The organism is Streptomyces sp. NPDC043427 (genome assembly GCF_056436655.1).
This window is the reverse complement of record NZ_JBWKCC010000031.1, coordinates 90,803-115,844: the sequence shown is the minus strand read 5'-3', so window position 1 is coordinate 115,844 and position 25,042 is coordinate 90,803. Positions and strand designations below refer to the sequence as shown.

The following is a 25,042-nucleotide window of genomic DNA, read 5'->3' as shown; positions in this document are numbered from 1 at the left end:
GAGCCCTGAGAGGTCGAGGTCCGAGAGTCTGAGAGGTCTGTCCGGTGCGTACGAGCGAGGAGATCTATCACCGGGTGCGCTGGGATGCGCGCTTCGACCCGGCCCGTTTCGTGCTGGGCATCCTGCAGCGCGGGGCGGCGCCCAAGCGTGTCCCGCTGCCCGCCTTCGTGCCCGGCGGCGAGATCCCGTGGCACCGGGTGCTGTTCTTCGAGGCCGACGGTGAGGTGGTGTGGGACCGGGCCACGGGTGTGGACCGGATCGACGCGACGCGGGCCGGGCGGGTACGGGAGGCTCGGCTGCTCCGAGCGCCGTTCTTCACGGCCCGTACGCCATATGCGTGGGACGGGGAGGACTGGGTGCCCGCGCGCTCACCGCGCAGGAGCGCGCCCGGCTCCGGAGAGGTGCGCGTGCTGACCTGGAACGCCCTCTGGGACCGGTACGACGCCGATCGCATCGACAGCGCCCGGCGCAGGCCCGAGCTGCTGCGGGCCCTGCGCGACGCCGACGTCGACGTGATCGCGTTGCAGGAGGTCGAAGCGGAACTCCTCGTCCCGCTGCTGCGCGAGCCGTGGGTGCGGGCGGACTGGACGCTGGGAACGGATCCGCGCGAGCGGGACGTGGACGAGTGCGGTCTGCTGCTCCTGAGCCGGTTGCCCGTGCGCGAGGCCGCGTTCCATGCGCTGGGCCCGCACAAGGCGGTGACCGCCCTGGTCGTGGAGACGGGTGCGCGTCCCCTGGTCGTCGCGGCGACGCATCTGAGCAGCGACCACTCCGACAACGGTGCGGTCCGACGGGATGCCGAACTGACGCGGATCGCCGAAGGGTTGGCGGGTCTGGAAGCCGATCTGATCCTGATGGGCGACTTCAACGACGGCGGTGACACACCGCAGCTGTCGTTGGGGATGCGGGACGCGTGGAGCGAGGTGCACGGCGCCGGCGACACGACCCCGACCTTCGACCCGGGCACCAACCCGCTGGCCGCGATCTCGTCCCTGACCGGCCGGGCCTCCCGGCTGGACCGGGTGCTGCTGCGCGGGGAGGGTCTGCGGGCACGGTGGGCCGAGCTGTACGGCGACGCACCCACGGCGGAGGGACTGCACATCTCCGACCACTACGCCGTGCGGGCCGAGGTGACGGCGGACGCGGAGGATGCGCAGGGCGAGGCGGGTGCGGCCGCCCTCGGTCCTCTGGACGTGCGGCCGACTCCCCGCACGGCCCTGGCGTGGGTCCCTCCGCAGGAGGTGTGGCCGCCGCTGCAGGACATCCGCCGCGATCACGACCCACAGATCCGCCGCTGGCCTCCGCATGTGAACCTGCTCTTCGGATTCGTACCGGAACACGCATTCGAGCAGGCCGCAGCGGTGCTCGCGACGGCCACCACGGCTCCCTTCGACGCCCGGCTGGAGGGCGTGCACTGGTTCGGCCACCGGGACGACGCCACCGTCTGGCTCGACCCCGCGGCCGCCGATGAGGAGCCGTGGACCGCGTTGCACAGCGCCCTCCTGCGCCGCTTCCCCGGCTGCCGCGGCCGCCACGCGGGCTTCACCCCCCACCTGAGTCTGGGCCGCACCACCGACCCGAACACCCTGGCCGCCACCTGCGAGGCCCGGCTCACTCCGATGGCGGTCAGGGTCGGCGAGCTGGCGCTGCTGTCGCGGCGCGGGGACGAGCCGATGAGGGTGCGGGGCACGGTGACGCTGGGGACGGGGGAGGTCCGCTGGCGGGAGGAGGCCGCGCAGTACGCCTGCGAGCCCACCGACACCTCTGCCGCCGATCTGATCACGGCCCGCATCACGGACGTGCTCTGCGACGGTGTCGTGCGCGTCGTCGGCTCCCGGCGCATGGGCTGCGCGCTGCCCGGTGCGGACCTGGACCTGGTGGCGGCGCTGCCCGGCACTGTCGAACTCGCCACCGTACAAGCGACGTTGATGGCTGCACTCCCCGAGGCGACCGATGTGCGTGAGGTGGTCGGGGCCCGCGTACCCGGCCTGCGGTTGCGGGTCGACGGGCTGGACGTCGACCTGGTCGTCGTCGCCACCGGCTCGCTGGACCCCGCCGAGGCGGTGGCTCGCCGGGCCGAACTGGGTGAGGCGGCGGCGATCGCGCTCAGCGCGGTGAGCGACGCCGACGCGGTGCTCGCCTCGGCGGGCGCACACGTCCCGGCCTTCGCCCGGCTGGCCACGCAGGTCAAGGCCTGGGCGAAGGCGCGGGGCCTGGACTCGGCACCGTTCGGCGGCCTGCCGGGCCTCGCCTGGTCCGTCCTGGCGGCCCGCACGACGAGCGAGTCCGGCGACCTGCCACCGGCCGATCTGCTACGGCACTTCTTCGCGACCTGGGCGGCATGGGACTGGCGCGAGCCGGTGGGGCCGATGGGCGTTCGGCCCCACGCCCTCCCCCATCCGCTCCCCCTCACCATCACGACACCCTCCGCCCCCGTACGCCCCTGCACGGACCAGGTCACGCCGGGCATGCGTGACCTGATCACCCAAGAGCTGTTCCGCGCCTGGGAGTTGGTGGACGCGACCACGGACCCGTACCCATGGGCCGAACTCCTCGCCCCTCCCCCACTCCACCGCCGCCACGCCGCCTGGGCTGTCGTGACGGTGAACTCGGCGGCGGACGAGGGCCGGGTGCGAGGCAGAATGCGGGCCCTCATCACCGACCTCGCGGCAACGGCCCCCGACTGCCACGCCTGGCCCCACCCCTTCACCACCGACCCCACCCGCTACGCCATCGGCCTGGGCTCCACACCACCGACCACCGAGCACCTCGCCACTGTCGCGGAACGCCGCCTGAGAGGCCTGCCGGGGGTCACGCTGACGAGGGCCGAGGGCGGCGAAATTCCCACCCTGCGCTGATCATCGGGGCGTCGCCGCACCCTTACAGCTTGCCCAGGAGGAGCCCCCGCCAGGTCCAGCCGGAGTTGAGTACGGCGTTCCGCAGGGGATCGCGCAGGTCCGTGCCGTCGAAGCGGAAGGTCTCCGTCGCTTGGAGGCGGCCACTGCTTCCGCGTTCGATCGTCCAGGTGCGCGTGACGGTCCTGTCCGGCCCGCGTGAGTACTGCCTCGACATCGCCAGCCTCGGCGGATTTCCGACGCGGGTGACTTCCCACTGCTCCTCGACGGCGCGCACCTCATGGTCCTCCTGGACCAGACGCATCCGGATCCGCAGAGCATGGCTCAACTGGGACTGGACGAAGAAGTGCTGCCAGGTGGGCTCCGCCAACCGCCACTCCGCCACCAGGTCGGCGTCATCCGCACCGCCGTCGCGGATGACGTACGGAACATCCGGGCTGTTCAAGCTGAGCAGGGCTGCCCGCACCTCCTCGGCGGCGACTGGCACAACACCGTCTGCGGGGTGCTGAGTTCCCGTCAACTTGTCGAAGAGGCCCATGGGGCCAACCTACGAGCCGCCAGGACTTCCCTACAAGCTTCGCTGGGCTCCACAGCTCCGGACCTACTACGCCGACGCACCGCTGTCCAGGCGAACAGAACGGACGAAGTCCCGAAAGTCGTCCAGGACCGCGGAGTGCTGGGACGCGGTGGATGTGAGGACCAGGCGGATCACGACTCGCTTGCGCGGATCGGTGACGTCCTGCATGGCCAGGTACGCCTGCGACTGGACCAGGTCACGACTCACCCCGTCTACGACAGCCGGGAAAGCCAGGGTCTGCGTAAGGCCTGGCGCCTCCACGGAACCAACCTCGCGGCGCCCTCTGACCGTGACTGATGTGACGGATTGGTCCAGGCGCTGCACCGACTCGTCGGCAATCTGGGGCAGCGTCGCGTGGTCCGGACGGTACTCGCCGTCGATCGTGATGTTCGCGGTGAATCCGGCATCCGACGGCAGATGGATCGCGACGAACGCCGCGCCTGGCACTCCGACTTCGTCCGGTGGCGCGGCGCGCCAGCCTTCCGGCAGTTCGAACTCGATCGGGATCGGCAGGGTCGTGGCCATGTCGCTCCCTCCTTCCTGGAATAACCCAAGGCTGTGGATACGGGCGGGTTTGGATCAGAACAGGTCAGTGATGGCATCGCCGATGTCGCCAACGGTGTCGGCAACCTTCCCAGGGTCGACGGTGAACTCGAAGCCCACTTCTCCGCCGAGAGCGGGGGAGAGGCCCACTTTGGCGGTGACTCCCCATTTACCCTCGTTGTTCTTCCCGATGTCCCAACCTGCCTCGGCGCCAGGACCGGCCCACCCCTCGGCCGTGACGCCTGCCGAGATCCCTCCGATGTCGGCACCTACGGTACCGCCGCCCTTCGCGCCCGCGAATGCTCCAGCACCCAGGTTCACGCCCTCGCGGTTTACCCCAGCATTGGCACTCGCCTCGGCACCCGTCATGGCCTCGGCCCGCCCATAGACGCCGACCGGGCCCACATCGAAGCGGCCCTTGGCTGAGGCCTCGCCGCCGCCGAATGCACCCGCTTCGCCCTGGGGGCCCTCGTGGGTGATGCCGCCGCTGGCAGAGCCCTTGACACCCGCATACGCTTCAGCCTCGCCATCGAGCTTCATCGGCCCGTTGGTGAGCGAGCCCTCCGCGGTCGCGCGGCCGAGGTCGGCATGCGCCTCAGCCTCACCAAGCTTGCCGGCCCCTGTGTCGGGCCCCTTAGCCTCCGCCCCGACATCCGGGCCGGAAGCCTCGGCCTCGCCGTCGGAGACCCACCCGTCCTTCTTCTTGTCGCCCTTGTCGGCCTTCGCCGCGTCCACGTACGTCTTGATGTCGCCGTGCGCCTGCCCGTTGAAGCCGGTGAGCGTGCCGTCGTTGATGTCACCGTCGAGCACCACCCCCTGGAGGGCGGTCTCGATGCTGGTGTCGGCTTCACCGACATCCTTCACGAGTTGGTCGACGCGCGCCTGCCAGGAGGCGACAGCCGTACGCACGGACTGCTGATAGTCGGGGTCGTGGTGCAGGGCGGTGCGCTCGCCCTCGCTGAGCTTCGTGGTGTCGTACGAGACCACGCCACCCTCCGAGACCGCCATGCCGGCCTCGATGGCATCCGCCCGGGCCGATTCCAGCTTCTTGCGCAGATCGGTGAACTGCGTGTGCGCGTCCCGAAGCAGCGAGGCCACCGCCTTGGCCTCGACCTGGGCGTCCTGAAACTCCTTGAGCGTGACATCGAAGCGTCCACTGGCAGCGTCCGCGCTGAGCCCCGTCCAGGTATTGCCCATGGAGATGCCGTGCACATCCCGCTTGTAGCTCGTCTCCTGCTTGTGGAGTTCCTTCGCCATCCCGTCCCAGCGGTCCGCGGCCGTGGTGAGCGTGGACAGATCGGTAGTAATGATCTCGTGATACGTCGGCATAGGTTCCCCGTTGGCCGTATATGCCTGTCAGTCGGAACAGCGGGTCGCGGTGACCGGTCGCGACAGGCCGGTCAGTAACCGTCGATCACCGACACCGAGCGCGCACTCTGCCCAGCCTGGATGTCGGAGCTCTGCAACACGGTGTTGGCGCCCCGCAGCGCCGCCTTTTCCGACGCGAGACGGTTCATCAGGTTCTGCACCTGCTCGCCCCACGTCTCATGAGCCTTCTTCAAAGCCCCGGACGTCCGCCATCCGTCCCGGAACTCCTTGACGGCCGCGTTCGTCTCCGTGTCGGCCCAGTCGCCGGACTTGCGGGTATCGGGCTCGATGTGATCCTCGATGGCCTTTGCCGCAGCCTTCTTCTCAGCTGGCGAGGAGGCGAGATCTTTCTTCCCTCCGGCCAGGCCTGCGGTGCCAGACGTCCCTCCGACATCGGCGGGCAGCTGGTTCAGCCGCATCATGACGGGCTGTGCCGCTACGTCAGTTCCTGTATGTCTCGGATCCGGCACTGCCATGACTCCGCCTCTCCCCGTATGCCGCCCTGCGACACAGGCGTTCGCTGACCCAGTCGTACAGTAACGCCCAGCCCCATACGCCTCATGGCTTTCTGCTTCGACAGTCGCCTTGGCGACAGCGAAGGTCAGCTTGCCGGGGACGCCTTGTCGTCGGCCTGGAAGTCGAAGTTGATTTGACCACCCTTGACGGAAGTAACGGTGACCGTCACGCCCAAAGTGCTGCCGTCGTTCGCCGTGAGCGTGCAACGGGTGGTGGTACCGACCTTCCCGGCGAGGTCCTCGGGGCAGGTGATCTTCGGCTTGGGCTGGCCCGTCTGTGCGGCGAGCTTTTCGGAGAGCGTGGTGGCCAGCTTGTCCGCAGACAACTTCGGCGTGTCCTTCTCACCCTTGACCGAGGCCGAACAGCCGACGAGCAGCACGCCAACAGCCACAGCCGAGAGGCTCCAAGCCGCTACGGACGGGCGGGCTGTAGTCATGGTGAGCTCCACATTCGGCTGATCAGGACAGAGGGGGACGCCGAAAGAGCATACTGGCCGGGCCGCTTCTGGGAAGGGGAAGCGGTACCGGCACGGCCAACACCTTCGGCGCCCTGCTCATCCAGCCACGACCACGCACACTTCCAGGGCGGAGAAGGGCACCAGCTACATCGCGCTGATCACGATCCCGACCTTCCGCTGATCTTGTACGTCTACCGATGCCCCGAGCGGCCGGCGCTGGTGGACTGATGCCATGACGACGACGCAGGACCACGCGACTCGGCCACCCGCCCCTCACCAGACCTGGTGAAAGGGCGCCCCTCATGGCCTCCGCACCCGGCCTGCCGCTCCTCGCAGCGGAGTACAGCGTGGTTCGGGCTCATGACAGCATGGAACAGTGCGGAGCCCTGATCTACTGGGCCCTGACTCTGTTCACGCTCGCTGGGTCCTGCCGCACCACTGGTCCATGCGGACGTACCGCATCGTGGCGGCATCGCTGGCTCGGTTTGGTGCTCCTACCTGTGCTAACCCTCTCACTGTTGGGGTCGGCGCTGGCCTGAAGCTGAGGGCATCGGGCATGCGCCGACGGCCGTCGGGACCCTTCTCATACGTCCACCGCTTGGACACCGTGGCCGTCGGCCCACGGCCGTACCGCCTACCCGAGTGCTCACGAGAAGGCTCCCACCGCTCCTCGAGAACCCGCACCTCCCGTTTGTCCGGCACGAAGCGCATCCGCGTCTTGAGGATGATGTCCAACTCCCGCACCCGCCGCTCCACCACGAGGTCGGCCCTCTCCTTGGGAAGGGGGTTGGGAATACGGAATGGCACGGCGGGCCCGTTGAGGGCGAGCGCGGAGCTGGGCCGCGAGCAGCGCGAAGATGTCTCTGTCCGGGTATTTGGTGCCGATGTACTTGCCTCTTGGATGGCCCATCATCACCGGTGGTTCTACAACACCTCGTGGAGAGCTCGGGAAGCTTCCGTGCATACCTGTGCCGACAGGCGCAGGAGCCCCACGTGCCGGGCGTTCGCCGTGCGATGATCACGCCGATCAGCGACTTTGCGGGGACGCGACAGGTATGACCGGGTACTACAAGGTCGAGTTCGAGGCAATGGCCCGGCTCGTCGTCGATCTCGCCGAATGTGCGGACACCATGCGGTCGGCGATGAGACAGCTGAAGGACATCGGGCCCAAGGGCGCCGGCTCCAGCGAGCTCGAGGAGGCCTGCGACGACTTCCAGGAGAAGTGGGGTTACGGCATCGAGCTGATCGCCGACGCAACGAGCGGCATCACGGAGAAGGTCGCGCTGTCGGGCCGGCTCTTCCAGCAGTTGGAGGGCGACGTCCACGGACTCATGCAGTCCGTGAAGGTCGCCGACAAGTCCATGAAGGCTGCCGACCAGTGAGGCCCGGCTCCGGCTCCGACTCCACTGAACAGGACGCGCCCTCGGCGTTCCGTTTCCAGGTGCCGTCGGAGTTTCACGCCGTCCCGCTGGGCCTGGGCGCCGACGCGGACGCCTTCGACTCGCAGGTGCGGCAGTTCGCCCGCGACTACTGGGGCGAGCGCGAGGACCTGGAGCCCCTGCGCAAGCTGACCACGGCCATGTACGCGGCGAACGCGCAGAACCTGGTCGAGGGCGGCACCGTGTACAACGCGCTCGGCATCTTCCCGATCGGCGGCAGCGCGGACGGTTCCACGCCGCCCGAGCGCATCAGCCGCGCCACGCTCACCGTCAGCGTGCGCGAGCTGGACAACCCCGACCCGCACTTCACCGCCGCCGGCATCGCGGAGGCGCTGGACAAGGCGGGCCAGGGCGGCGAGGTCCAGCTCGTCTCCCTGCCCGTCGGCCCCGCGGTCGTACACGTCGCCGGGTCCCGCGCCGTATGGGAGTTGCCGGAGGGAGAAGCGGGCGAACCGGGTGAGCAGGAACGGTTCTTCGTACGGATCGAGGTCTGGGTGCCGTTCCCCGGCGAGGACCGGCTTCTGCTGCTCTGCCTGAGCACGGCCGATGTCGAGGACCTCTTCCACTATCAGGCGGTCCTCGCGGACATCGCCGACACCGTCACCTTCGCCGAGGCCGAGGCCGAGGGCGAAGCCGAAGCACCCGCGGCCGCGGTCGCGAAAGAGGCCGCCCCGCCCTCCCCCTTCGGCTCCTACTGATCGCGTCGAGGAGATCGTCCCCATGAACCAGCAGACGACATGAACCCGCAGACGACAGAGACATACGACGCCCTCGGCTTCAACCCCGCCCCCGGCATACCCGCCTCCGTGCACCAACTCGTCACCGTGCTCACCAGCGCAGGCAAGCAGCTCCACGACGCGCACGGAACCCTGACCCGGCTGGGGAAGGCGGACGGCGCATGGGTGGGCCAAGCCGCGTCCGCCTTCGCCGAGAAGACGGGCGTACTGCCGAAGTACCTGGACAACGGGCACGACTCACTGATCGACGCCGCGCACGCGCTGCGCACCTGGGAGTCGCAGCTGGCGGATTTCCAGACCAAGGCACGCCACTACGAGCACGACGCCGCGACGGCCAAGGAGACGCTGGCGCAGGCGCAGAGCAACCCGGACCTGAAGCTCGCGGGCCGGACGTTCGACACGGACGGGGAACTGCAGGACGCACAGCGGCGCCTGGACCACGCGACGAAGCGGGTGAACGAGGCTAGCGACGACCTGGACGCGATCATCAAGAAGGCGCGGGAGCTGCAGCACGATCACCAGGAAGCGGCCCGCCTCGCCGCCCAGTTGATCCGCAGGGCGGCCGAGGCCGCGCCGGTCGAGTCCCTCCTCGACAAGCTCGTCGACGCGATCGCGGGCCTGGGCGACCGGATCAAGGATCTCGCGGGCGACCTCTGGGGATGGATCAAGAAACACGCGGACACGATCTACGAGATCGGGGACTGGCTCGGCTACGCCAGTGCCGCCTGCGACGTCCTCGCGGTCGTCTTCTCCGAGACCATCATCGGCGCCGTAGTCTTCGAGGGCATCGGCATGGTGCTCAACGCCGGCGCCCTGCTCTTCCACGGCGTCGGCTGGGCGGCCGGGGCGAAGAAGGGCAACTGGCTGGACATCGGCCTGGACGTGGTGGGATTCGTCCCGTTCGGGGATCTCCTGCGGCTGGGGAAGGTCGGCAAGGGCATGTTCAAGGGCGTCAAGATCCCGATGAACGTCCTGGACTTCGGAGCGAAGGCCTCCGACGCCTGGAAACGCGCGGACGACATCATCGAGCACGTCGGCGGGACCGCGAAGCTGGGCGACGACGCCGAGGAATGGGTGATGCGCAACGTCAGCGCCCTCGGCAGCAAGGCACACGCGATCCACATCACCGCGGACACGATGGCGGACCGCTTCAAGGTGGCCGTTGCCAAGGAGTTCGGTGACTTCAACCTGTACAAGGCCGGCGCGGGGATCACGGACGTCGCCTTCCAGAGGGTGATGCCCCAGCTGATCGAGAACACCCCGCTGGGGCGTATCCCCGCGCTCGCGGACTCCGTCAAACCGATCGTCGACAACGCCGGCGAGACCGTCGGCCGCTACATCGACCCCCGTTCCTGGACGGCACGCGGCTACGAGGCGGCGCTCGGCGCGAAGAACCTCTACAAGGAAGGCGTACGGATCGCCACCGAGCCGGTCCAATACGGCTCGGAGAAGATCCACGAGGGCATCGACCGGGCCCGCGACACTGCAGGAGATGTCATCGGCCGCCTGGCCGACGCCAACCCGTTTGGATGACCCCGTGGACAACAGCCCGTACATGTTCCTGGTCTCCGGGAACAACCCCGTTCCGGTGTCCGATCCGCAGTCACTGGGACTGCCGCCCGACGCCGACGTGCGCTCGACGATCCGGTTGACGACCGCCCGCCGCCCGCAGGACACCCCGCTGGCCCGGGTCATCGCGCCCCGCTCCGCGGAACGGTGGACCCGCAAGGCGCCCACACCGTTCTCGATCCACGACGGACCGAGCGGCAGCCCCTGGTTCTCCGTCAACCCGACCACGCCCGACACCTACGACGTCCACGCCGCCGACGGCACCCCGCTGGCAAGGATCACCCGCCGCCCCGGCCGGCTCCTGCCCTGGCCCCGCCGCGTCCGCTGGTCCGCGCAGGTCACCGGCGCACCGCGACCGGTCACTGGCAAGCAGGGCACCTGGTACGCCTGGCTCCTCTACGTGGTGACGGCGCCCGTCTGGTTCCTGTTCGCGCTCTGCGCGCTCCTGTACGCCTTCTTCGACGGAACCACGGACGACTACACGTTCGGCAGACCGATCCGCACCCGCTGGCGGACCCAGGGCCCCGGCACGGCCCTGGACTACCGGGGCGTCAACAAGGTCTACCGCTTCGATCCCCAGCGCCTGGACATCCGGGTCGCCTACGCCCTGGCCGTCCTCCAGACCTGGCAGCGCCGGAGCTGAACCGTCCGAGCCGGTCAGCGCACCCGCGGCCGGTACCACTCGGCGGCCTCGGCGAGGCGGTGTTGTCGCCGACGAGAGGTCAGATGATGTCGAGGTTGGCCATCATCCCCATGTCCTCGTGCTCGGCGTTGTGGCAGTGGAAGAGGTAGCGGCCGCGGTAGCCGTCGAACCGGGTGATGATCTCCGCCGCTTCGCCCGGGCGGAGCGAGACGGTGTCCTTGAGGCCCGCGTCGTGGGGGAGCGGCTTCTTTCCGCTGCGCGACAGCACCCGGAAACCGACCAGGTGAAGGTGGACGGGGTGGTGGACGTCCGCGATCAGCCGCCACACCTCGACGTCACCGAGCCGGGTGGTGACGTCGGAGCGGGCCGGGTCGAACGGGAGTCCGCCGATCAGCCAGCCGTGGCCGCCGTGCATGCGTCCGGCGCGGAAGGAGAAGTCGCGGGTTCGCGTGGCGTCCGACCGGCGCCAGGTCGGCAGGTCGTGGGAGAGGACGCGGGGGATGCGGCTGTGGTCGGCGGCCTTGCGTGCGACCCGGAAGGCCATGACGTCCCGGGTGCGGCCGGAGCCCAGCCGGTTGACGATCCGGACGCGGCCGCCGACCGGGGCCTTCGCGAAGTCGACGACCACGTCGTAGCGTTCGGCCGGGGCGATCGGCAGGGTGCGGTGGGTGACTGGCGCGGCAAGCAGGCCCTGGTCGGCGCCGACCTGGACGAGGTCGAGGCGGCGTCCGTCGACGGTGACCGCTTCGAGGTCGTAGTGACGGGCGTTGGAGGCGTTCAGGATGCGCAGCCGGTAGCGGGCGGCGTCGACCTCGTGCACGGGCCAGGGAGCGCCGTTGACCAGGATCACATCGCCGAGGACTCCGGCGAGGTAGGCCTCCTCGACACCTGGCTGTTTGCGCAGGGTCGGATCGAGGGAGGGGTAGTGCAGGTTGCCGTGGTCGTCGAACGCGCGGTCGGCGATCATGAGCGGCAGTTCACGCGGCCCGGAGGGCAGGCCGAGCGAGTCCTCGGCGTCGTCGCGGATGATGTGCAGCCCGGCAAGGCCGCGCCAGATCGCGGGGGCGGTGAAGTCCATCCGGTGGTCGTGGTACCAGAGCAGCGTCGGCCGCTGGTCCATCGGGAACGTGTAGTCCCGCGTCAGCCTGGTCACCACGGCCTTCGGATCCTGCATGCCCGGCATGCTCTGCACGCCCTCCATGTCCTCCATGTCGCCAATGCCGTCCATGTCATCCATGTCCTGCGCGCCGGGCATCATGTGGGACGCGGGCTCCCGCCAGTTCTTCGGCAGGACGAGGTCGGTCGGGTAGCCGTCGGAAGCGGCTGGGGTCCGTCCGCCATGCAGGTGCACGACCGTCGGCACGGGCAGCTCGTTGTGATGCGTCACAGTGACCGGGCGGCCGCGGCGCGCCTCGATCGTCGGACCTGGGAACGTTCCACCGTAGGTCCACATCGGCGTCTTGACGCCGGGCAGGACCTCCAGGGTCGCCTCGCGCTGGGTGATCTCGTAGCGGTCGACGCCGCCCGAGGTGCTGACCGGCTTCAGGACGGACGGCAGCGGCAACGGCACCTGGAACGCGGGCGGCAGCGGCACACCGCTGCGTAACTGGTCGCCGGTGGAGGCCGGGTGGCGCGCCAAGCCCGCCGCGGCGGTCAGCCCGGTGACGCCCATCAGCCCGAGCGCCCCGCCGATGCCGAGGAGCTGGCGCCTGCCGATTCCACGAGTTTCAGCCACTGGCTTCCTCCTTGCGCGGGGCCGATGCCGTGCACGGAGCCGGCCGCGGGACAGGCTGCCGCCATACGGCGATGAACAGCACGGCGAGCCCGACGATGGTCAGCACGCCCAGGGGAAGGTGCAGCCACAGCGCGCCGTCCATCCCGGCGAAGTACTGCACCGTCTCCGCCGCCACCAACACCAGCGTGGCGACGAACGGCCAAGCCTGACGCAGCCGCACCCAGACCACGATGGCCACGATCAACTGCACGTAGCCGATGGAGGTGACGATGTCGGCGCCGGCCGTGTGCCAGCGCAGTGCGTCGTAGTCGCCGCTCAGATAGACGCCGGCGAACACGGGCTGACCGAAGATCGCAACGGTGTGCACGCTGACGACCGCCCGTATGCCCCACCCACAGGACCACCTCCGATGCGCGGCATCGGATCGAGCCGACACGGCCCGACGGAATCTGTCGATTGTGACCATGAGTCGCCCTTCTCACGTGCCGCAAGCGACCTGTACGCCGACGACCTCGACGAACCGGCGCCTGCCAGGGGGAAGTCGGAATGTGCCACGCGATGACGCGGCGGGGGATCAGGGCTCGAGGTCCACCACTCCGGTGCCGCTCAGGATGTCGAGCGGCACCGAGACCTGGTCGTGCACGATCAACCAAGTGCCGTCGGTCTTCCTGAGGCCGTACGTGACCCTGACCCACATACCGCTGATCGCCCTCTCGTCCCTGAGCGTGCCGCTGAGACGAGCGAAGGCGTGCCCGAACGCCACGTCGTCGCCCACGGTGAGCGTCAGGTCGCGAACCTCGTACGTGACAGTCTCGAAGGACGTGAAGACGGGCGCCCAGTTCTTGAGTTTGGCCTCGACCCCCACATGCTGGAGCGGCGGCTGGACGTCGAAGGACACGATGTCCGTTGCGTAGAGCCGCCTCAGGCCATCGAGATCCTTGCTCTGGAGTGCTTCGACGAGCTTGTGGATGTGCTGGCGGATCTTGGCTTCGTCTACCTCGTGTTGTGTAGTCATCGCTCCCCCGACTCGTCCCTTCGCGGTGGAATCTTGGCTTCTCGCGAATCCGACGTTATGACTCGGGAGTTATCTTGTCCAAGAGGAATATTGCTATGGCGTTATGTATCCGGAGGCATGATGGAGCTGAACTCGCTCAGGCAGTTCCTGGTGGTGGCGCGGCTGGAGCACCTCAGCCGGGCCGCCGACGAGCTGCACATCGCGCAACCGTCCCTGAGCCGGACCATCGCCCGTTTGGAGAGCGAACTAGGCGTACCGCTGTTCGATCGGGGCGGCCGGCTCCGGCTGAACGACAGCGGCAAGCTCTTCCGCGATCACGTCGAACGTGCCCTCGGCGAGCTCGACGCGGGACGGCGCGCTGTCGCCGAGGCCACCAGCGAGGGCCTGGGCACCGTGAGACTGGCGTCGGAAACCTTCCTCACCCTCACGGGGCCGCTGGCGGCCTACAAGCGCGCGCATCCCGCCGCTGAGATCGAGCTCCACTGGTCGCCGCCCGAGGACATGGCCCGCCGCCTGCGCGCCCAAGAGATCGATCTGTGCGTCGCCTCGCAGCCGATCCACGCCGAGAGCCTGGAGTCTGCGCAGCTGTTCGACGAGGCGGTGGGGGTGGGCACGCCACTCGATCATCCGCTGGCGGGCCGCACGTCTGTGACCATCGACGAACTGGCCGACCAGCCCCTCGTCACCGCCCGACAGGGACACTGGCTACGCCGGCTGCTCGACCGGCTCTTCGCCGCACGAGGCCTCACCCCGAAGATCGTCTGCGAAAGCGACGAACACAGCGCCATCGCCGACCTGATCAGCGCGGGACTGGGCATCGGTCTCGCCCCCGCCTTCGCCCGCCGCAGCGTCACGCGCGCCCCCGTTGCCTGGATCCCCGTCGACAGCCCCGACTGCCGTCGCACGGTCACCCTCTATTGGGGCGCCGACAACCGCCTGTCAACCGCCGCCCGGCTGATGCGCACCACGATCACCAACTGGGACTGGATCACAGGGGAGCCCAAAGCCAAACCCTGACGATCACACTCACCGTGAAGCTCACCACCACGCCCCGCACCGCGCGGGTTCAGCCCGTGAGCTTGCTTCGCTTTGACGGCTCCAAGCCGCCACGGACAGGCGGGCTGCAGTCATGGCCGCCCGTGCCGAGCCGGCCCGGGCGATCGCAGTCACCCGGGACGCCTACGCCCTGGCCGGCCTCCAGACCTGGCAGCGCCGGAGCTGAACCGGCCGACGCCGGTCAGCGCACCCGCGGCCGGTACCACTCGGCGGCCTCGGCGAGGCGGTGCAGGGTTCCCGGACCGGGTGGGCAGTCGGCCGACCGCCAGATGTCCTCGCTCGCGTACCAGTGATCGAGGGCGACGAGGGAGAGCTGCCGTTCACCGGCCCGTCCCTCGGTCCCGCGCAACGCCTCCAGGCAGCGCTCCCAGGGCCATGGCTCGGTGACCCGGGGCAGTACGTCCAGGTCGGCGAGGGTTTGCAGCAGGGCTCCGCTGGTGACGGGCTCGGGGTGGCTGGCGTGGTGGATGCCGGGCTCGACCTCCTTCCCGTCCAGGGCGAGGGTGACGATGAGGCGCGCGAGGTCCTCCACGGCCACCGTGGAGAGTCGAGCCCTCCCCCCGTTCCACCGTGCCGGAACGCGCCGGACCAGCTCAGCCAGCGCGGGCACGACCCACCGGTCGCCCTCCCCCAGCACCAGCCCGGGACGCAGTACGACGGCCCCCGCGGCCAGTGCGAACGCCTCTGCCTCCAGCCGGGACGCGCTGGCGGCCGAGACCGGGGCCGGTTCCACCTCGTCGACGTCGATGCCGCGGTGCGGGCCTCGCCCGTAGACGGCGGCCGTGGAGAGGTGGACCGTCCGTCCGACGCCCGCGGCCCGTGCCTCCTCCATGAGCGCGGCGGTGCCCAGCACGTTCACGGTGTGGCAGTCCTCCGGGGTCGGTCCCAGGACCCCGCCGAGGTGCAGCAGTACGTCGGCGTCGTCGCAGACCCCGCGCAGTGAGCCGATGTCGGCCAGGTCGGCGTACCGCCACTCGTCCGCGTGCGCGCGGATCTTCTCGGTGGTCCGGCGGGCGAGGGCCCTGACCACCGGCGCGTCCGTCTGCCGCCGCCTCGCCAGCTCCCGCAGGACTGCGGAGCCGATGAATCCGGTCGGTCCGGTCAGGACGATCCGTACGGGGGGACTCAACTCCCAGACCTCCAAACCCTTTTGCCTCATCCAGCCCACAGGGTAGGGCTGCCCCCAGCCCCGATCCACCGGTTCGCCGGATGGTCCGCGCCCCGCTCCCTCCGGCACGGTAAGGGCGAGCCGAGTCCACACGGGGAGAACAAGATCGTGCGCATCGCCACCGCCACCGCCACCGCCGTCGCCCTGGCCCTCGCCGCCGGGGTCGCGCCGAACGCCAGTGCCTCCGGGGGCACCGGGGGCACCACCACCGACGGCCTGTGGCGCATGGACGGCTACGGCACCGTCCTCGACCTCCGCGACGGCACGTACCAGGAGTACCAGACCACCGCCGTGAGCTGCCTCAAGGGCGATTCCGCACGGCGGACCGGCCCCGGCACGTACACCACGGACGGCGTCGTCCTGACCGTACGCCCCGGCCCGGGCCCCGACCGTGCCTCACTCGCCGCGGACGCCTCGGTGAGCCACCGCGGCCTGCGGCGCATCCCGGCACTGCCCGCCGCCTGCACCCGCCCGACGCCCCAGGACCCCCGCACCGCCTTCGACGTCTTCTGGCAGTCCTTCGAGGAGAACTACCCGTTCTTCGCCGCCAAGGGCGTCGACTGGCACGCCGTGCGGGACCGCTACCGGCCGCAGGTGCACGCGGACACCTCCCGCGACGAGCTGTTCGCCCTCTTCCGCCGCATGGTGAAGCCGCTGTACGACGCCCATGTCGTCGTGCAGGACGGCGACCGCTTCGAGGGCGACGTCCGTCCCGGCACGACCGCGCCGAGCGAGGAACTGGACGCCAAGGTCAAGCAGTTCGTCGTGGAACGCGACCTCGCCCACGCGACGTACCGCCAGGACTTCGCGAGCGGCCGGATCACCTACGCCGATCTGCCCGGCGGCCGCGGCTACCTGCGGATGTCCGCCTTCTCCGGGTACGACACGAAAGACCGGTCCCACGCGGCCCAGCTCGCCGAACTGGACCGCACGCTGAACACGGTCTTCACCGCCCCCCGCATCCAGCGCCTGCACGGCCTGATCATCGACCTCCGCATCAACGGCGGCGGCTCCGACGCCCTCGGCATCCACCTCGCCGGACGCCTCACCGACACGCCGTACGTCGCCTACGCCAAGCGCGCCCGCAACGACCCCTCCGACCCGACCCGGCACACCCGCCCCGAGCCGATCCGCGTCACCCCGGCCGCCCACGCACCCCGCTACACCGGCCCCCTCGCGATCCTGACCGGCGGCTCCACGGTGAGCGCCGGCGAGACATTCACCCAGGCCCTCATCGATCGCCCCGGCCGCACGGTACGCATCGGCCAGCCCACCCAGGGCGTCTTCTCCGACGTCATGTCCCGCAACCTCCCCAACGGCATGGCCGCCTGGCTGCCCAACGAGGAGTTCCTGACCCGCACCGGCCGCACCTTCGACGGCACCGGCATCCCCCCGCACCTGACGGAACCGGTCTTCACGGAGGAGGAGTTCGCCGAGGGTCGCGACTCGGCGTTCGACCGCGCGATGCGCCTGCTCAGTGGGCGGAAGCAATAGCGGCCGGGCCGCCCCGTACCCTCTCGGCCATGACTCGCACCACACCCCCGCGCCCCGTCGACGCAGCGGCCCACTTCCCCGAGCTGGCACCGCTGGCCCGGACCACCGTGCGCCTGCACCCGCGCTCCGGGAACCCCACGGCCGCGGACAGCTCGATCGGCGGTCCGCTGCTGTGGCCGGCGGACGAGCCGTGGCCGACCTGCCCGGAGCACGCCGACCCCTGGTACGTCGGGTACGCGCCGGACGACGTCCACGTGAGCCGCCGCATCCTGGCGGCTGCCTGGGCCCGGCCCCGTGCGGAGGGCGAGGACCTGCTGACCCCCGAGGAGCGGGCCGTCGTCGACCGCGCGAACGAGCGGCGGATACCCCAGGACGGCCCCGTCCCTCTGATCCCGGTGGCCCAGCTCTACGCGGCCGACGTACCGGCGCTGCCCTGCCCGGAGGGCGCCGATCTGCTCCAGGTGCTGTGGTGCGCGTACGACCACGACGAGGACTACCTACCCCGCACCGAACTCCGCTGGCGGACGTCCACCGAGATCACGGACCCCCTCCCCACCCCACCCCGCCCGGCCGTCATAGGCGACGACTCCTACCTGCCCGAGCCGTGCGTCCTGCACCCCGAGCCGGTCACGGAGTACCCGGCCCCGCACGAGCTGCCGGAGGAACTGGTCGAGCGGGTCGAGGAGGAGTGGTCCGACGCGATCGAGTACCAGTACGACCTCGGTGTGGCCCCCGGCTGCAAGGTCGGCGGTTACGGCCCCTGGAGCTTCTCCGACCCGTTCCCCATGTCCTGCGCGGAGTGCGGATCCGACGTACGGCCCCTTCTCACCCTCGACGGCTGCGAGTGGGACGGCGGCAGCGGCAGCTGGCGCCCCCTTGAGGACGCCGACTACACCGGCTACCACTCCGACGGCCCCGCCTGCGCGACCAAGCTCAACATCGGCCGCGGCTACAGCATGCAGCTCTACGTCTGCACGGCGTCGTACGACCATCCGCACATCCGGAACATGCAATAACCGTTGTCACGCACATGGCCATCGGCCCCCAGCCGGCCCCCGCCGCTACGTGAGCGCGTGCAGAAAGTCGGTCCAGGCGGCGGGGGTGAGGGCCAGGCGGGGACCGGAGAGATGCTTGGAGTCGCGGACGTGGACGGTGCGGGGCGCTATCGCGATCTCGACGCAGGAGTCGCCGTCGGGGCCGCTGTCCGCACGCCCCGGATGTGCCGCCACGGGGAGGTGGCGGCACATCCGACAGGCGGGCCGCCGGCTCAGGCCGGTGTCAGCTGCCATTGCTGGTTGGCGCCGTTGTTGGCGGTCCACTGCACGACGGCGGCTCCGTCGTTCTTCGACTGGCCGTTCACATCGGCCGCCAGGCCGCTGTCGTGGCTGACGATGGTGAAGTACCCGTCGCCGGTGGTCCGCAGGTACCACTGCTGGTTGGTGCCGCCGGTGGCGGTCCACTGCTGGAGCTGGAGCCCGGCGGTCGAGGAGAAGCCGTTGACGTCGAGCACCTTGCCGGTGGGGTTGTAGCGCAGGGTGAAGGCGCTGCCCGAGGCGCTGAGGGTCCAGGTCCCGCCGCCGGTCTGCTGGACGGCCTTGGCGCCGTCGGCGGTGGAGTTGCCGACGATGGCCAGCGGCTTGCCGCTGTTGCGGTTGACGATCCGGTAGGTGCCCGGCGCGGGGCTCGTGGAGCTGCCCAGGGTGAAGTACTCGACCGCGTCGCTGAACACGGTCGTCCCGGCTTTGCTGGTGGACAGGACGAGGTAGACCCGAGAGCCGCTGGACGGCGCGGTGAACGACACGGTCTGCGTCGCCTTCGAGCCGAGCGGGACGGTGAGGGTGGTGTTCCCGGAGGCGATCACCGGGCCGGTGGCGCTGTCGAGGTGGGCGCTCCAGGCGAAGCCCACGGCGGTGCCGGTGAAGTCGTCGTTGAACACCGAGATCGTACGGTTCACGGTGCTGTTGGCGGCGTATCCGGGGACCGCTTGCGGGAGCGGGAAGGTGCCGTTGGAGTCCGACGCGCCCGAGGCCGACCAGTAGGGCAGGTCGATCGCGGCCACGGGGTTGAACGCGGCCTGGATGCGCTGGATCTGCGGATTGCTCCACGGGTCGGAGAGGTTGTCGGCGCCGTAGATGGGATGGCCGCCCTCTTCGGGGGTGAAGTCGGTGGTGCGGACGCCGGGTATGACGCCCGCCCAGGCGGACAGCAGGGTGTAGGGGCGCAAGTCGCTGGCGTCCTTGCCGCGCTTGGCCACCATCGTGGTGGCGAACCACTCGAAGCCCTGCTTGGTGTTGCACTTCGGCCAGATGTACTCGCCCTCGCCGTCGGGCCGGCCGGGCACCGACACGACCTTCTCGCCGTAGGCGCCGAAGCCGTCCAAGTAGTGCCCGAAGACATCGAAGTTGGCGTACGTCATGGTGGGGTAGGGGTTGGCCGGAGCGCCGACCCACGCGTCGACGCTGACCGGCCGGGTGCCGTCGTTGCCGTTCATCGCCGCGTACAGGTCCTTCTCGAACTGCTCCGAGTCCATACCGCTGCTGCCGGGCTCGTTGCTCTGGCTCCAGCGGATGATCGCCGGGTGGTTGCGGTCGCGCAGGGTCAGCGCGCGGGCGTGGTCGACCATGTTGTCGTGCCCGGCGACGAAGTCCTGAAGGCTGTTGGAGCCTCGGATGCCGGTCTCGTCGATGATCATCAGGCCCATCTCGTCGGCCACGTCGAGCATGTAGGGGCTGGCCGGCTCCTGATGAATGCGGACCACGTTGTAGTTCAGCCGCTGGTAGTTGTCGACCGCCTGCGGCCAGCCGCCGTTGCCCGAGGAGGGCGCGAGGAAGCCGGGCAGGGTGTCGTAGGCGTCGCCCTTGCCGCCGTTGTTGATGCGGTCGAAGTCCGCGCCCTGGAGGTTGTCGCCGCGGAAGTTCACCCGCACGCCGTTGAGGTAGTAGTACTCGCCGTTCTGGCTGCTCTCCCGGAATCCGAAGCGGTAGGTCGCGTCGCTGGTGCGGCCGTCGTCGGTCGCCGCGTGGACCGTCAGGCGGTGCAGTTGGGCGCGATACCCCTGCCGGTAGGGGACGTTGGGCCACCAGTACGAGGAGGAGCCCAGGTTCCACGCCACCGGCCCGACCGTCACCTTGACGGTCGAGTGGGCGGCCACGGTCACCGTGCTGCTCGGCAGCGCCGGGTAGTTGAACGACGTGGCGTTGTCCGATGCGAGCGAACCGGTCAGCGTCACCGTCCGCGCGGCGCCGGAGGTGTTGGTCACCGACGCGTCGTAGGTGAGGGTCTGATTGGCCACGGACGTACGGACGAACGTGTCGCTGACGTACACCGCCGGATACACGCGCAGGAACGCCGAACGGAAGATGCCCTGCGGTACGGCCTCGGCCCAGTCGGCCGCGTCGGGCACCAGATACCTGCCGTTCGCGGGGTTCTTCAGGGCGCCCCTGCCCTTCACATCGACCGTGATGGTGTGCGTGGTACCCGGTGCCGCGTACGCGCTGATGTCGAAGTTCGACGGTGTGAAGGCGGTGGTCCTGGTCGCCACCTTCCGCCCGTCGACCGACAGGGTCGCCTGGTGGTTCACCGCGCCGAACTCGATCCACGTGGACTGCGGCTGCCCGGAGTCCGGCACGGTGATGGTGCGGGAGTACACCGCCTCGTTCACATCGGTGAAGCCCTGCTTGTACCAGCCGCCGCCCGGCACCGTGATCGACGTCGCCGACCGGCCCGCCGGGGTGAAGCCCCACGTGCCGGACAGGTCGGCCGAGGCGATCGCGGCGTTGCCCGCGGTGACGCCGTTGACGTCCGGCGCCGACGCGGTGGGAACGGCCGCCGTGGACGCCGTGGGTCGCGCACCTGCCGCGGTGGCCGGGTGCGTTGCCACCACAGCGGTGAGCAGCACCGCGGTGGTCGCCATCACCGGAGTGAAGCGTCGACGGCGCCACAGCCGAATGTGTTGTCGCATGACGCGAGCTCCTTCGTTGACGGGGTGGGGGGAGACCGCACTGCCTGCTTCGTGCTGTGCGCGGTGCGACCCGGCCGAGGTGCGCGCCCGAGGTGGATGAGGTGTTGTCGCAGTGCGGGACGTCGCACGGCTACCGGTCGGTGAACGAGTTCCGGCTCGCCACCACGATCCGGTTCTGCCGGGGCAGCCTCCGGCGCGGGAGGCTTCGTTGTTCTCCGAGCACACGCGGCAGGCGATGCGGGGTGAAGGTCAACCGGCGGCTACGATCCGCCACTGCTGGTTCGTGCTGTTGCTGTCACTCCACTGGCCCAGATCAGATCCATTGCCGGTGCGGCCCATGCCGTCGATGTACTTGCCGGTGGTGCGGTTCTTGATGCGCACGTTGTCGGCGTCGGTCAGCACCGACCACTGCTGGCTCGTGCTGTTGCTGTCACCGTACTGGGTGACCGCGGATCCGTCCGAAGTACGGCCTGCCCCGTCCAGGTACAGGCCGGTTGCCCGGTTCTTGATGCGCACGTAGTGCCCATCGTTCTCGACGGTCCACTGCTGCTCGTACCGGTTGCTGCTGCCGCTGGCTTCGCCGACGGTGGCCCCACTGGTCGTGCGGCCCTCTCCGTCGATGTACAGGCCGGTGGCGGCGTTGGTGATCCGCACATATGTGCCGCCGCCGTTGCCGATCCCCCAGGCGTACTGCAGGCGGGTCAGTCCCGAGGCGTTCACCAGAGACAGCTTGATGCCCGAGCCGGTGCCGCTCTTGCTGGTCATGCTGTACCAGTCGCCGTCGCGCAGACCCGGCCAGTAGACGCTCCCCATGCCGAGCGTGCGCAGTTCGCTGCTGACACCCCGGACGTAGTCGGCGAAGAACGAGCCACTGGGAATGCTGTAGTCGATGGTGTTGTAGTGGACGCCGTTCTTGCTGCCCGGGCCCATCGGGCCGCCCCACTCGGTGGCGATCGTGCGGGCGGCGTATCCGCCGATGTAGCCGGCGAGGTGGTTCGCCCACTCGGTCTCGTCCTCGTATCCCGCGAAGAACGAGTAGTCGTGCACCGCCAGGAAAGTGCCGTCCAGGCGGCTGTCGCGACCGACTGCGGCGACGTCCTGGGCCAGCCCGGCACCGTCGAGGATCACCCTGGAGCGCGGCACGGAGGGGTACCTTGCCAACCAGCCGCTGTACATGTCGTCCAGGCTGGTCGTGCTGTAACCGTACGGCTCGTTGATGACCTCGAAGTAGGCGTTGGGATTGGAGCCGTACTTCTGTACGACCTTGTCCCACATCTGGTTGAACCCGGCAGTGCTCGCCGGCTTGCCACCGGTGTACGCCCAGTAGGCGAGGATCACGTTTCCCTTGGTGAGGGCCGTGTCGATCGCCCCGGTGTAGGTGTTCCAGTAGCCGGCGACAGTGGGCTCGTTGATAGGCATGCGCACTGTGTTGGCGCCCGTCGTCGCGTACATCTGGCCAACAACCTGGTCCGCCACGGCGGAAGCCGATGAGTAGGTGTCCGACGCACCGAGCCCGGACGGGTGCAGTACGCCGTTGACGAAGTTGTCTCTCTGGTCGGCCCAGTTCACTCCTCTGAACTGCGATGTGGAAGCGTGTGCCGGGTTCGGACCGGCCGCCAGAATTCCTGCGGCGAGTGCGAACACCGCCAGCAGTCTGGTCATCATGGCCGGCTTTCCACGTGTGTTGGCGATCGGGTTTCCCATCGGGTTGTCCCTTCTGTGCGTGCAGTCTTCTCGGAGGCTCGCCGCCGGCTCACGGGGCGGATTCGTGTCTCCTGCGGTCCGCCCGAGGGGCCACATCTGGTTGGTCCGTTGCAGTCCCAGGTGGGCCAGCAGCGTGCCCGCGGTGGTGCCGCACCTGATACGGCCAGGCCTCTTTCCGCACCGAACGCGCACACCTCACCCCCTGCACCGCGGCGGAGTCGACGGCCCGTGTCTGCGCCGGGCTGATCGCCGCGGCCACCAAGGAGGCCGGCCCGGCGACGATCGACCCGTCGGGACCGTCGTGGTGTTGGCCGCCGGGACGTCACTCAGGCGGAACCCGCTAGAGCGCGCGCTGGTTGTCGAAGTACGGCCGTGGGCCCCTGCCGGTCGTCGGTCGTGATGCCTTCAGGGAACTTGCCCCAGCCATTGGGTTGCCTGGGTGAAGCGGCGCCGCTTATCGGGCTGTCCGAGTGTCCAGTGCTGGTTGGCCCCGCCGTTGCAGGTCCACAGTTCGACCAAGGCGCCGTTCGCGGTGGCCCCACCGGTCACGTCCAGGCACAGCCCGGACTGTGCCCCGGTGATCGTGCCGTTCGCGTTCACATTCCACTGCTGGTTCGACCCGCCGTTGCACGGCCAGATCTGCACCTTCGTACCCGGACTGGCGCCCCGCGCGTCGGCGTCCAAGCACATGGTCGAGCTACCGCTGTACACCGTCAGCCGACCGGAGGAAGTACGCGTCCACAACTGGTTGGCCCCGCCGCCGCAGGTGTGAATCTCCACCTGCGTGCCCGCTGTCGTGCGCTGATCCGGTACGTCCAGGCACTTGCCCGCACCCACCGCGTGGACAGGCTCACCGCCGGCAGGCGTCGGCGGCGGCGTCGGGCCGCTCGGGGGCACGTAGGGGCACTTCGGCTGGTAGACCGAGACGTTGGAGGGGTCCGGCAGAGCGGGGCAGAGGAACTGCGTGTAGCGGGTGTCGTTGTCCACGAACACCTTCAGCCACGGGATCAGCAGCTTCATCTCCACGTTGTTCGGACGGGTGTAGTACACGTGGTCCGCTCCGGCGATCTGGGCGAAACCGCTCTGCGTGGTGCCCGGCAGCGTGGCGTACAGACCGCTGAGATACGACGGGGTGACGACCGTGTCGTTCTGGCCGCCGATGACCAGAGTGGGCACCCTGTCGGTGGCCATGCTCAGGCCGTTGCCGGGGAACCCCGGAGCAAGGCCGATCACCGCCTTCAGCGACGGCTGGCGTTCCGCCGCGATGATCGCTCCGGCACCGCCCGCGGAGTGCCCCAGTACGGACAGCCGATTCGGGTCGATCTCCGCCTTGACCGGGCTCTGCGTGGTCAGCCACTTCAGCCCCGCCAGCAGTTCGGCGGCCCGGGCATCGGCCCCGTCGGTCCGGCTGTTGGTCTCGATGCAGATCACCACGAACCCGAATGAGGAGAGCCACGGCCCCATCCACGCCTCCTCGTCGGCGCACCGCGCCGTGTACCCCGGCACGATCGCCAACGCTCCCCACGTGCCCAGGCTGGTGTCCGTCGGGTAGTAGACCACCCCGCCGTTGAACCCGTTGCCCGGCGCCACACCCATCTGCGCCGTGGCGAACGGACCGCGCGACGCCTCAATACCGGTCACGGTGGGATCAGGGCCGCGCTGGTACGGATTGCTCTGGGCGGCCCGCGGCGCGGCGGTGCCTGACGCCGGCAGGGCGGACGCCGGTGCCACCACGAACATCGCAGCGACGACCGCCGCGACGGCTGCCACCGCCGCCATCCACGACCGCCACCGCCTCGTTCCCGCCCTCCCCGCTTCGGCGCCTCCCGGCGTTGATCTCGACAACGGCATGGTGACCCCCCGACGGGAATAGCGAGAGTGCCTGAAATTTTGGGCGTGCACAATGAAGTGAGATCAGACCAAGCACTTCAGTGATGGGATGTATAGCGCGCCGTGTCCACTGCGGGGTGAAGATGCCATAGCAATGCGTCGACTTCAATGGACTGTTCACACTCGCAGTGAAACGAGGAAGGCGATCAGGACAGTCGATCTGCCCCACAGAGATCCCATGTCATGACCGAGAGTGCCCCTGAGAGCACCGTCACTGAGCCGCTGCCGCAGCACCGCCCTTGCGTGCGTGCCGAACGGCTCGATGTGAGCGTCAGGCGGGCGACGTGAGACGCCGCAGGTCAGCATCGCCCCGAA

At 69.5% G+C, this 25,042-nt stretch carries 21 protein-coding genes; 8 read left to right on the top strand and 13 right to left on the bottom strand.

What is annotated here, in order from left to right:
• The first annotated feature begins 44 nt into the window (after window positions 1–44).
• Entirely contained in the window at window positions 45–2,858 is a 2,814-nt protein-coding gene (locus AC067M_RS36155) for a poly(A) polymerase (RefSeq protein WP_478701267.1), read from the top strand.
• Window positions 2,859–2,880: 22 nt separating this feature from the next.
• Here AC067M_RS36155 and AC067M_RS36150 read toward each other — a convergent pair whose 3' ends face one another.
• The 5 genes from AC067M_RS36150 to AC067M_RS36130 form a co-directional block, all read right to left on the bottom strand.
• Window positions 2,881–3,393 (bottom strand): hypothetical protein, encoded by a 513-nt coding sequence (locus AC067M_RS36150; protein ID WP_478701266.1) that lies wholly within the window; start codon window positions 3,391–3,393, stop codon window positions 2,881–2,883.
• A gap of 66 nt (window positions 3,394–3,459) precedes the next feature.
• Window positions 3,460–3,957 (bottom strand): hypothetical protein, encoded by a 498-nt coding sequence (locus AC067M_RS36145; protein ID WP_478701265.1) that lies wholly within the window; start codon window positions 3,955–3,957, stop codon window positions 3,460–3,462.
• A gap of 54 nt (window positions 3,958–4,011) precedes the next feature.
• The gene (locus AC067M_RS36140; protein ID WP_478701264.1) at window positions 4,012–5,304 is read right to left on the bottom strand and encodes a WXG100 family type VII secretion target; all 1,293 of its coding nucleotides are present in this window, start codon (window positions 5,302–5,304) and stop codon (window positions 4,012–4,014) included.
• A gap of 71 nt (window positions 5,305–5,375) precedes the next feature.
• Window positions 5,376–5,765, bottom strand: coding sequence for a hypothetical protein (locus AC067M_RS36135; RefSeq protein WP_478701263.1), 390 nt, complete (start codon window positions 5,763–5,765; stop codon window positions 5,376–5,378).
• Between the two features lie 179 nt (window positions 5,766–5,944).
• Window positions 5,945–6,295 carry a DUF4333 domain-containing protein gene (locus AC067M_RS36130; protein ID WP_478701262.1) on the bottom strand — a complete coding sequence of 117 codons (351 nt, stop codon included), beginning with the start codon at window positions 6,293–6,295 and terminating at the stop codon, window positions 5,945–5,947.
• Window positions 6,296–7,371: 1,076 nt separating this feature from the next.
• Here AC067M_RS36130 and AC067M_RS36125 point away from each other — a divergent pair.
• Genes AC067M_RS36125 through AC067M_RS36110 form a run of 4 tightly spaced genes read left to right on the top strand, consistent with a single transcriptional unit; the run spans window position 7,372 to window position 10,704 of the window.
• Window positions 7,372–7,698 carry a hypothetical protein gene (locus AC067M_RS36125; RefSeq protein WP_478701261.1) on the top strand — a complete coding sequence of 109 codons (327 nt, stop codon included), beginning with the start codon at window positions 7,372–7,374 and terminating at the stop codon, window positions 7,696–7,698.
• A gap of 59 nt (window positions 7,699–7,757) precedes the next feature.
• Entirely contained in the window at window positions 7,758–8,453 is a 696-nt protein-coding gene (locus AC067M_RS36120) for a hypothetical protein (RefSeq protein ID WP_478701260.1), read from the top strand.
• 39 nt (window positions 8,454–8,492) lie between these two features.
• A complete protein-coding gene (locus tag AC067M_RS36115; RefSeq protein ID WP_478701259.1) occupies window positions 8,493–10,025 on the top strand; it encodes a putative T7SS-secreted protein in 1,533 nt (510 codons plus the stop codon).
• 4 nt (window positions 10,026–10,029) lie between these two features.
• Window positions 10,030–10,704: a hypothetical protein gene (locus AC067M_RS36110; RefSeq protein ID WP_478701258.1), complete on the top strand. Its 675-nt coding sequence runs from the start codon at window positions 10,030–10,032 to the stop codon at window positions 10,702–10,704.
• 79 nt (window positions 10,705–10,783) lie between these two features.
• Here the strand turns inward: AC067M_RS36110 and AC067M_RS36105 are convergent, their stop codons facing one another.
• The 3 genes from AC067M_RS36105 to AC067M_RS36095 form a co-directional block, all read right to left on the bottom strand.
• Entirely contained in the window at window positions 10,784–12,439 is a 1,656-nt protein-coding gene (locus AC067M_RS36105) for a multicopper oxidase family protein (RefSeq protein ID WP_478701257.1), read from the bottom strand.
• Window positions 12,432–12,806: a hypothetical protein gene (locus tag AC067M_RS36100; RefSeq protein WP_478701256.1), complete on the bottom strand. Its 375-nt coding sequence runs from the start codon at window positions 12,804–12,806 to the stop codon at window positions 12,432–12,434. Before AC067M_RS36100 ends, AC067M_RS36105 begins: the two co-directional genes overlap by 8 nt.
• Before the next feature lie 207 nt (window positions 12,807–13,013).
• Entirely contained in the window at window positions 13,014–13,454 is a 441-nt protein-coding gene (locus tag AC067M_RS36095; RefSeq protein WP_478701255.1) for a YybH family protein, read from the bottom strand.
• A gap of 117 nt (window positions 13,455–13,571) precedes the next feature.
• Here AC067M_RS36095 and AC067M_RS36090 point away from each other — a divergent pair, with 117 nt between their 5' ends.
• Window positions 13,572–14,471, top strand: a complete 900-nt coding sequence (locus AC067M_RS36090; RefSeq protein WP_478701254.1) for a LysR family transcriptional regulator — start codon at window positions 13,572–13,574, stop codon at window positions 14,469–14,471.
• Window positions 14,472–14,691: 220 nt separating this feature from the next.
• Here the strand turns inward: AC067M_RS36090 and AC067M_RS36085 are convergent, their stop codons facing one another.
• Window positions 14,692–15,669, bottom strand: a complete 978-nt coding sequence (locus AC067M_RS36085; protein WP_478701253.1) for an NAD-dependent epimerase/dehydratase family protein — start codon at window positions 15,667–15,669, stop codon at window positions 14,692–14,694.
• Window positions 15,670–15,792: 123 nt separating this feature from the next.
• Between AC067M_RS36085 and AC067M_RS36080 the strand changes: the two genes are divergently transcribed.
• On the top strand, window positions 15,793–17,172 hold the full coding sequence (locus AC067M_RS36080) for a S41 family peptidase (protein WP_478701279.1): 1,380 nt from the start codon (window positions 15,793–15,795) through the stop codon (window positions 17,170–17,172).
• 29 nt (window positions 17,173–17,201) lie between these two features.
• Window positions 17,202–18,188: a hypothetical protein gene (locus AC067M_RS36075; RefSeq protein WP_478701252.1), complete on the top strand. Its 987-nt coding sequence runs from the start codon at window positions 17,202–17,204 to the stop codon at window positions 18,186–18,188.
• A 45-nt stretch (window positions 18,189–18,233) separates the two neighbouring features.
• On the opposite strand, the gene AC067M_RS36070 is transcribed toward AC067M_RS36075, so the two are convergent.
• The 4 genes from AC067M_RS36070 to AC067M_RS36055 all read right to left on the bottom strand — a co-directional run bounded on the left by AC067M_RS36070 (window position 18,234) and on the right by AC067M_RS36055 (window position 24,607).
• The gene (locus AC067M_RS36070) at window positions 18,234–18,401 is read right to left on the bottom strand and encodes a DUF397 domain-containing protein (protein WP_478701251.1); all 168 of its coding nucleotides are present in this window, start codon (window positions 18,399–18,401) and stop codon (window positions 18,234–18,236) included.
• Window positions 18,402–18,439: 38 nt separating this feature from the next.
• Window positions 18,440–21,133 (bottom strand): RICIN domain-containing protein, encoded by a 2,694-nt coding sequence (locus tag AC067M_RS36065; RefSeq protein WP_478701250.1) that lies wholly within the window; start codon window positions 21,131–21,133, stop codon window positions 18,440–18,442.
• Window positions 21,134–21,382: 249 nt separating this feature from the next.
• Window positions 21,383–22,798 carry an RICIN domain-containing protein gene (locus AC067M_RS36060; protein ID WP_478701249.1) on the bottom strand — a complete coding sequence of 472 codons (1,416 nt, stop codon included), beginning with the start codon at window positions 22,796–22,798 and terminating at the stop codon, window positions 21,383–21,385.
• A 444-nt stretch (window positions 22,799–23,242) separates the two neighbouring features.
• Complete coding sequence (locus AC067M_RS36055; RefSeq protein ID WP_478701248.1) at window positions 23,243–24,607, bottom strand: poly(ethylene terephthalate) hydrolase family protein; 1,365 nt, start codon at window positions 24,605–24,607, stop codon at window positions 23,243–23,245.
• Window positions 24,608–25,042 lie beyond the last annotated feature (435 nt).

What these genes read in the sequence shown, in the direction of transcription:
- AC067M_RS36150 (WP_478701266.1), bottom strand. Translation starts at nt 3,393, where the DNA reads ATGGGCCTCTTCGACAAGTTGACGGGAACTCAGCACCCCGCAGACGGT.
- AC067M_RS36145 (WP_478701265.1), bottom strand. Translation starts at nt 3,957, where the DNA reads ATGGCCACGACCCTGCCGATCCCGATCGAGTTCGAACTGCCGGAAGGC.
- AC067M_RS36140 (WP_478701264.1), bottom strand. Translation starts at nt 5,304, where the DNA reads ATGCCGACGTATCACGAGATCATTACTACCGATCTGTCCACGCTCACC.
- AC067M_RS36135 (WP_478701263.1), bottom strand. Translation starts at nt 5,765, where the DNA reads ATGATGCGGCTGAACCAGCTGCCCGCCGATGTCGGAGGGACGTCTGGC.
- AC067M_RS36130 (WP_478701262.1), bottom strand. Translation starts at nt 6,295, where the DNA reads ATGACTACAGCCCGCCCGTCCGTAGCGGCTTGGAGCCTCTCGGCTGTG.
- AC067M_RS36125 (WP_478701261.1), top strand. Translation starts at nt 7,372, where the DNA reads ATGACCGGGTACTACAAGGTCGAGTTCGAGGCAATGGCCCGGCTCGTC.
- AC067M_RS36115 (WP_478701259.1), top strand. Translation starts at nt 8,493, where the DNA reads ATGAACCCGCAGACGACAGAGACATACGACGCCCTCGGCTTCAACCCC.
- AC067M_RS36095 (WP_478701255.1), bottom strand. Translation starts at nt 13,454, where the DNA reads ATGACTACACAACACGAGGTAGACGAAGCCAAGATCCGCCAGCACATC.
- AC067M_RS36090 (WP_478701254.1), top strand. Translation starts at nt 13,572, where the DNA reads ATGATGGAGCTGAACTCGCTCAGGCAGTTCCTGGTGGTGGCGCGGCTG.
- AC067M_RS36085 (WP_478701253.1), bottom strand. Translation starts at nt 15,669, where the DNA reads ATGAGGCAAAAGGGTTTGGAGGTCTGGGAGTTGAGTCCCCCCGTACGG.
- AC067M_RS36075 (WP_478701252.1), top strand. Translation starts at nt 17,202, where the DNA reads ATGACTCGCACCACACCCCCGCGCCCCGTCGACGCAGCGGCCCACTTC.
- AC067M_RS36065 (WP_478701250.1), bottom strand. Translation starts at nt 21,133, where the DNA reads ATGCGACAACACATTCGGCTGTGGCGCCGTCGACGCTTCACTCCGGTG.
- AC067M_RS36060 (WP_478701249.1), bottom strand. Translation starts at nt 22,798, where the DNA reads ATGATGACCAGACTGCTGGCGGTGTTCGCACTCGCCGCAGGAATTCTG.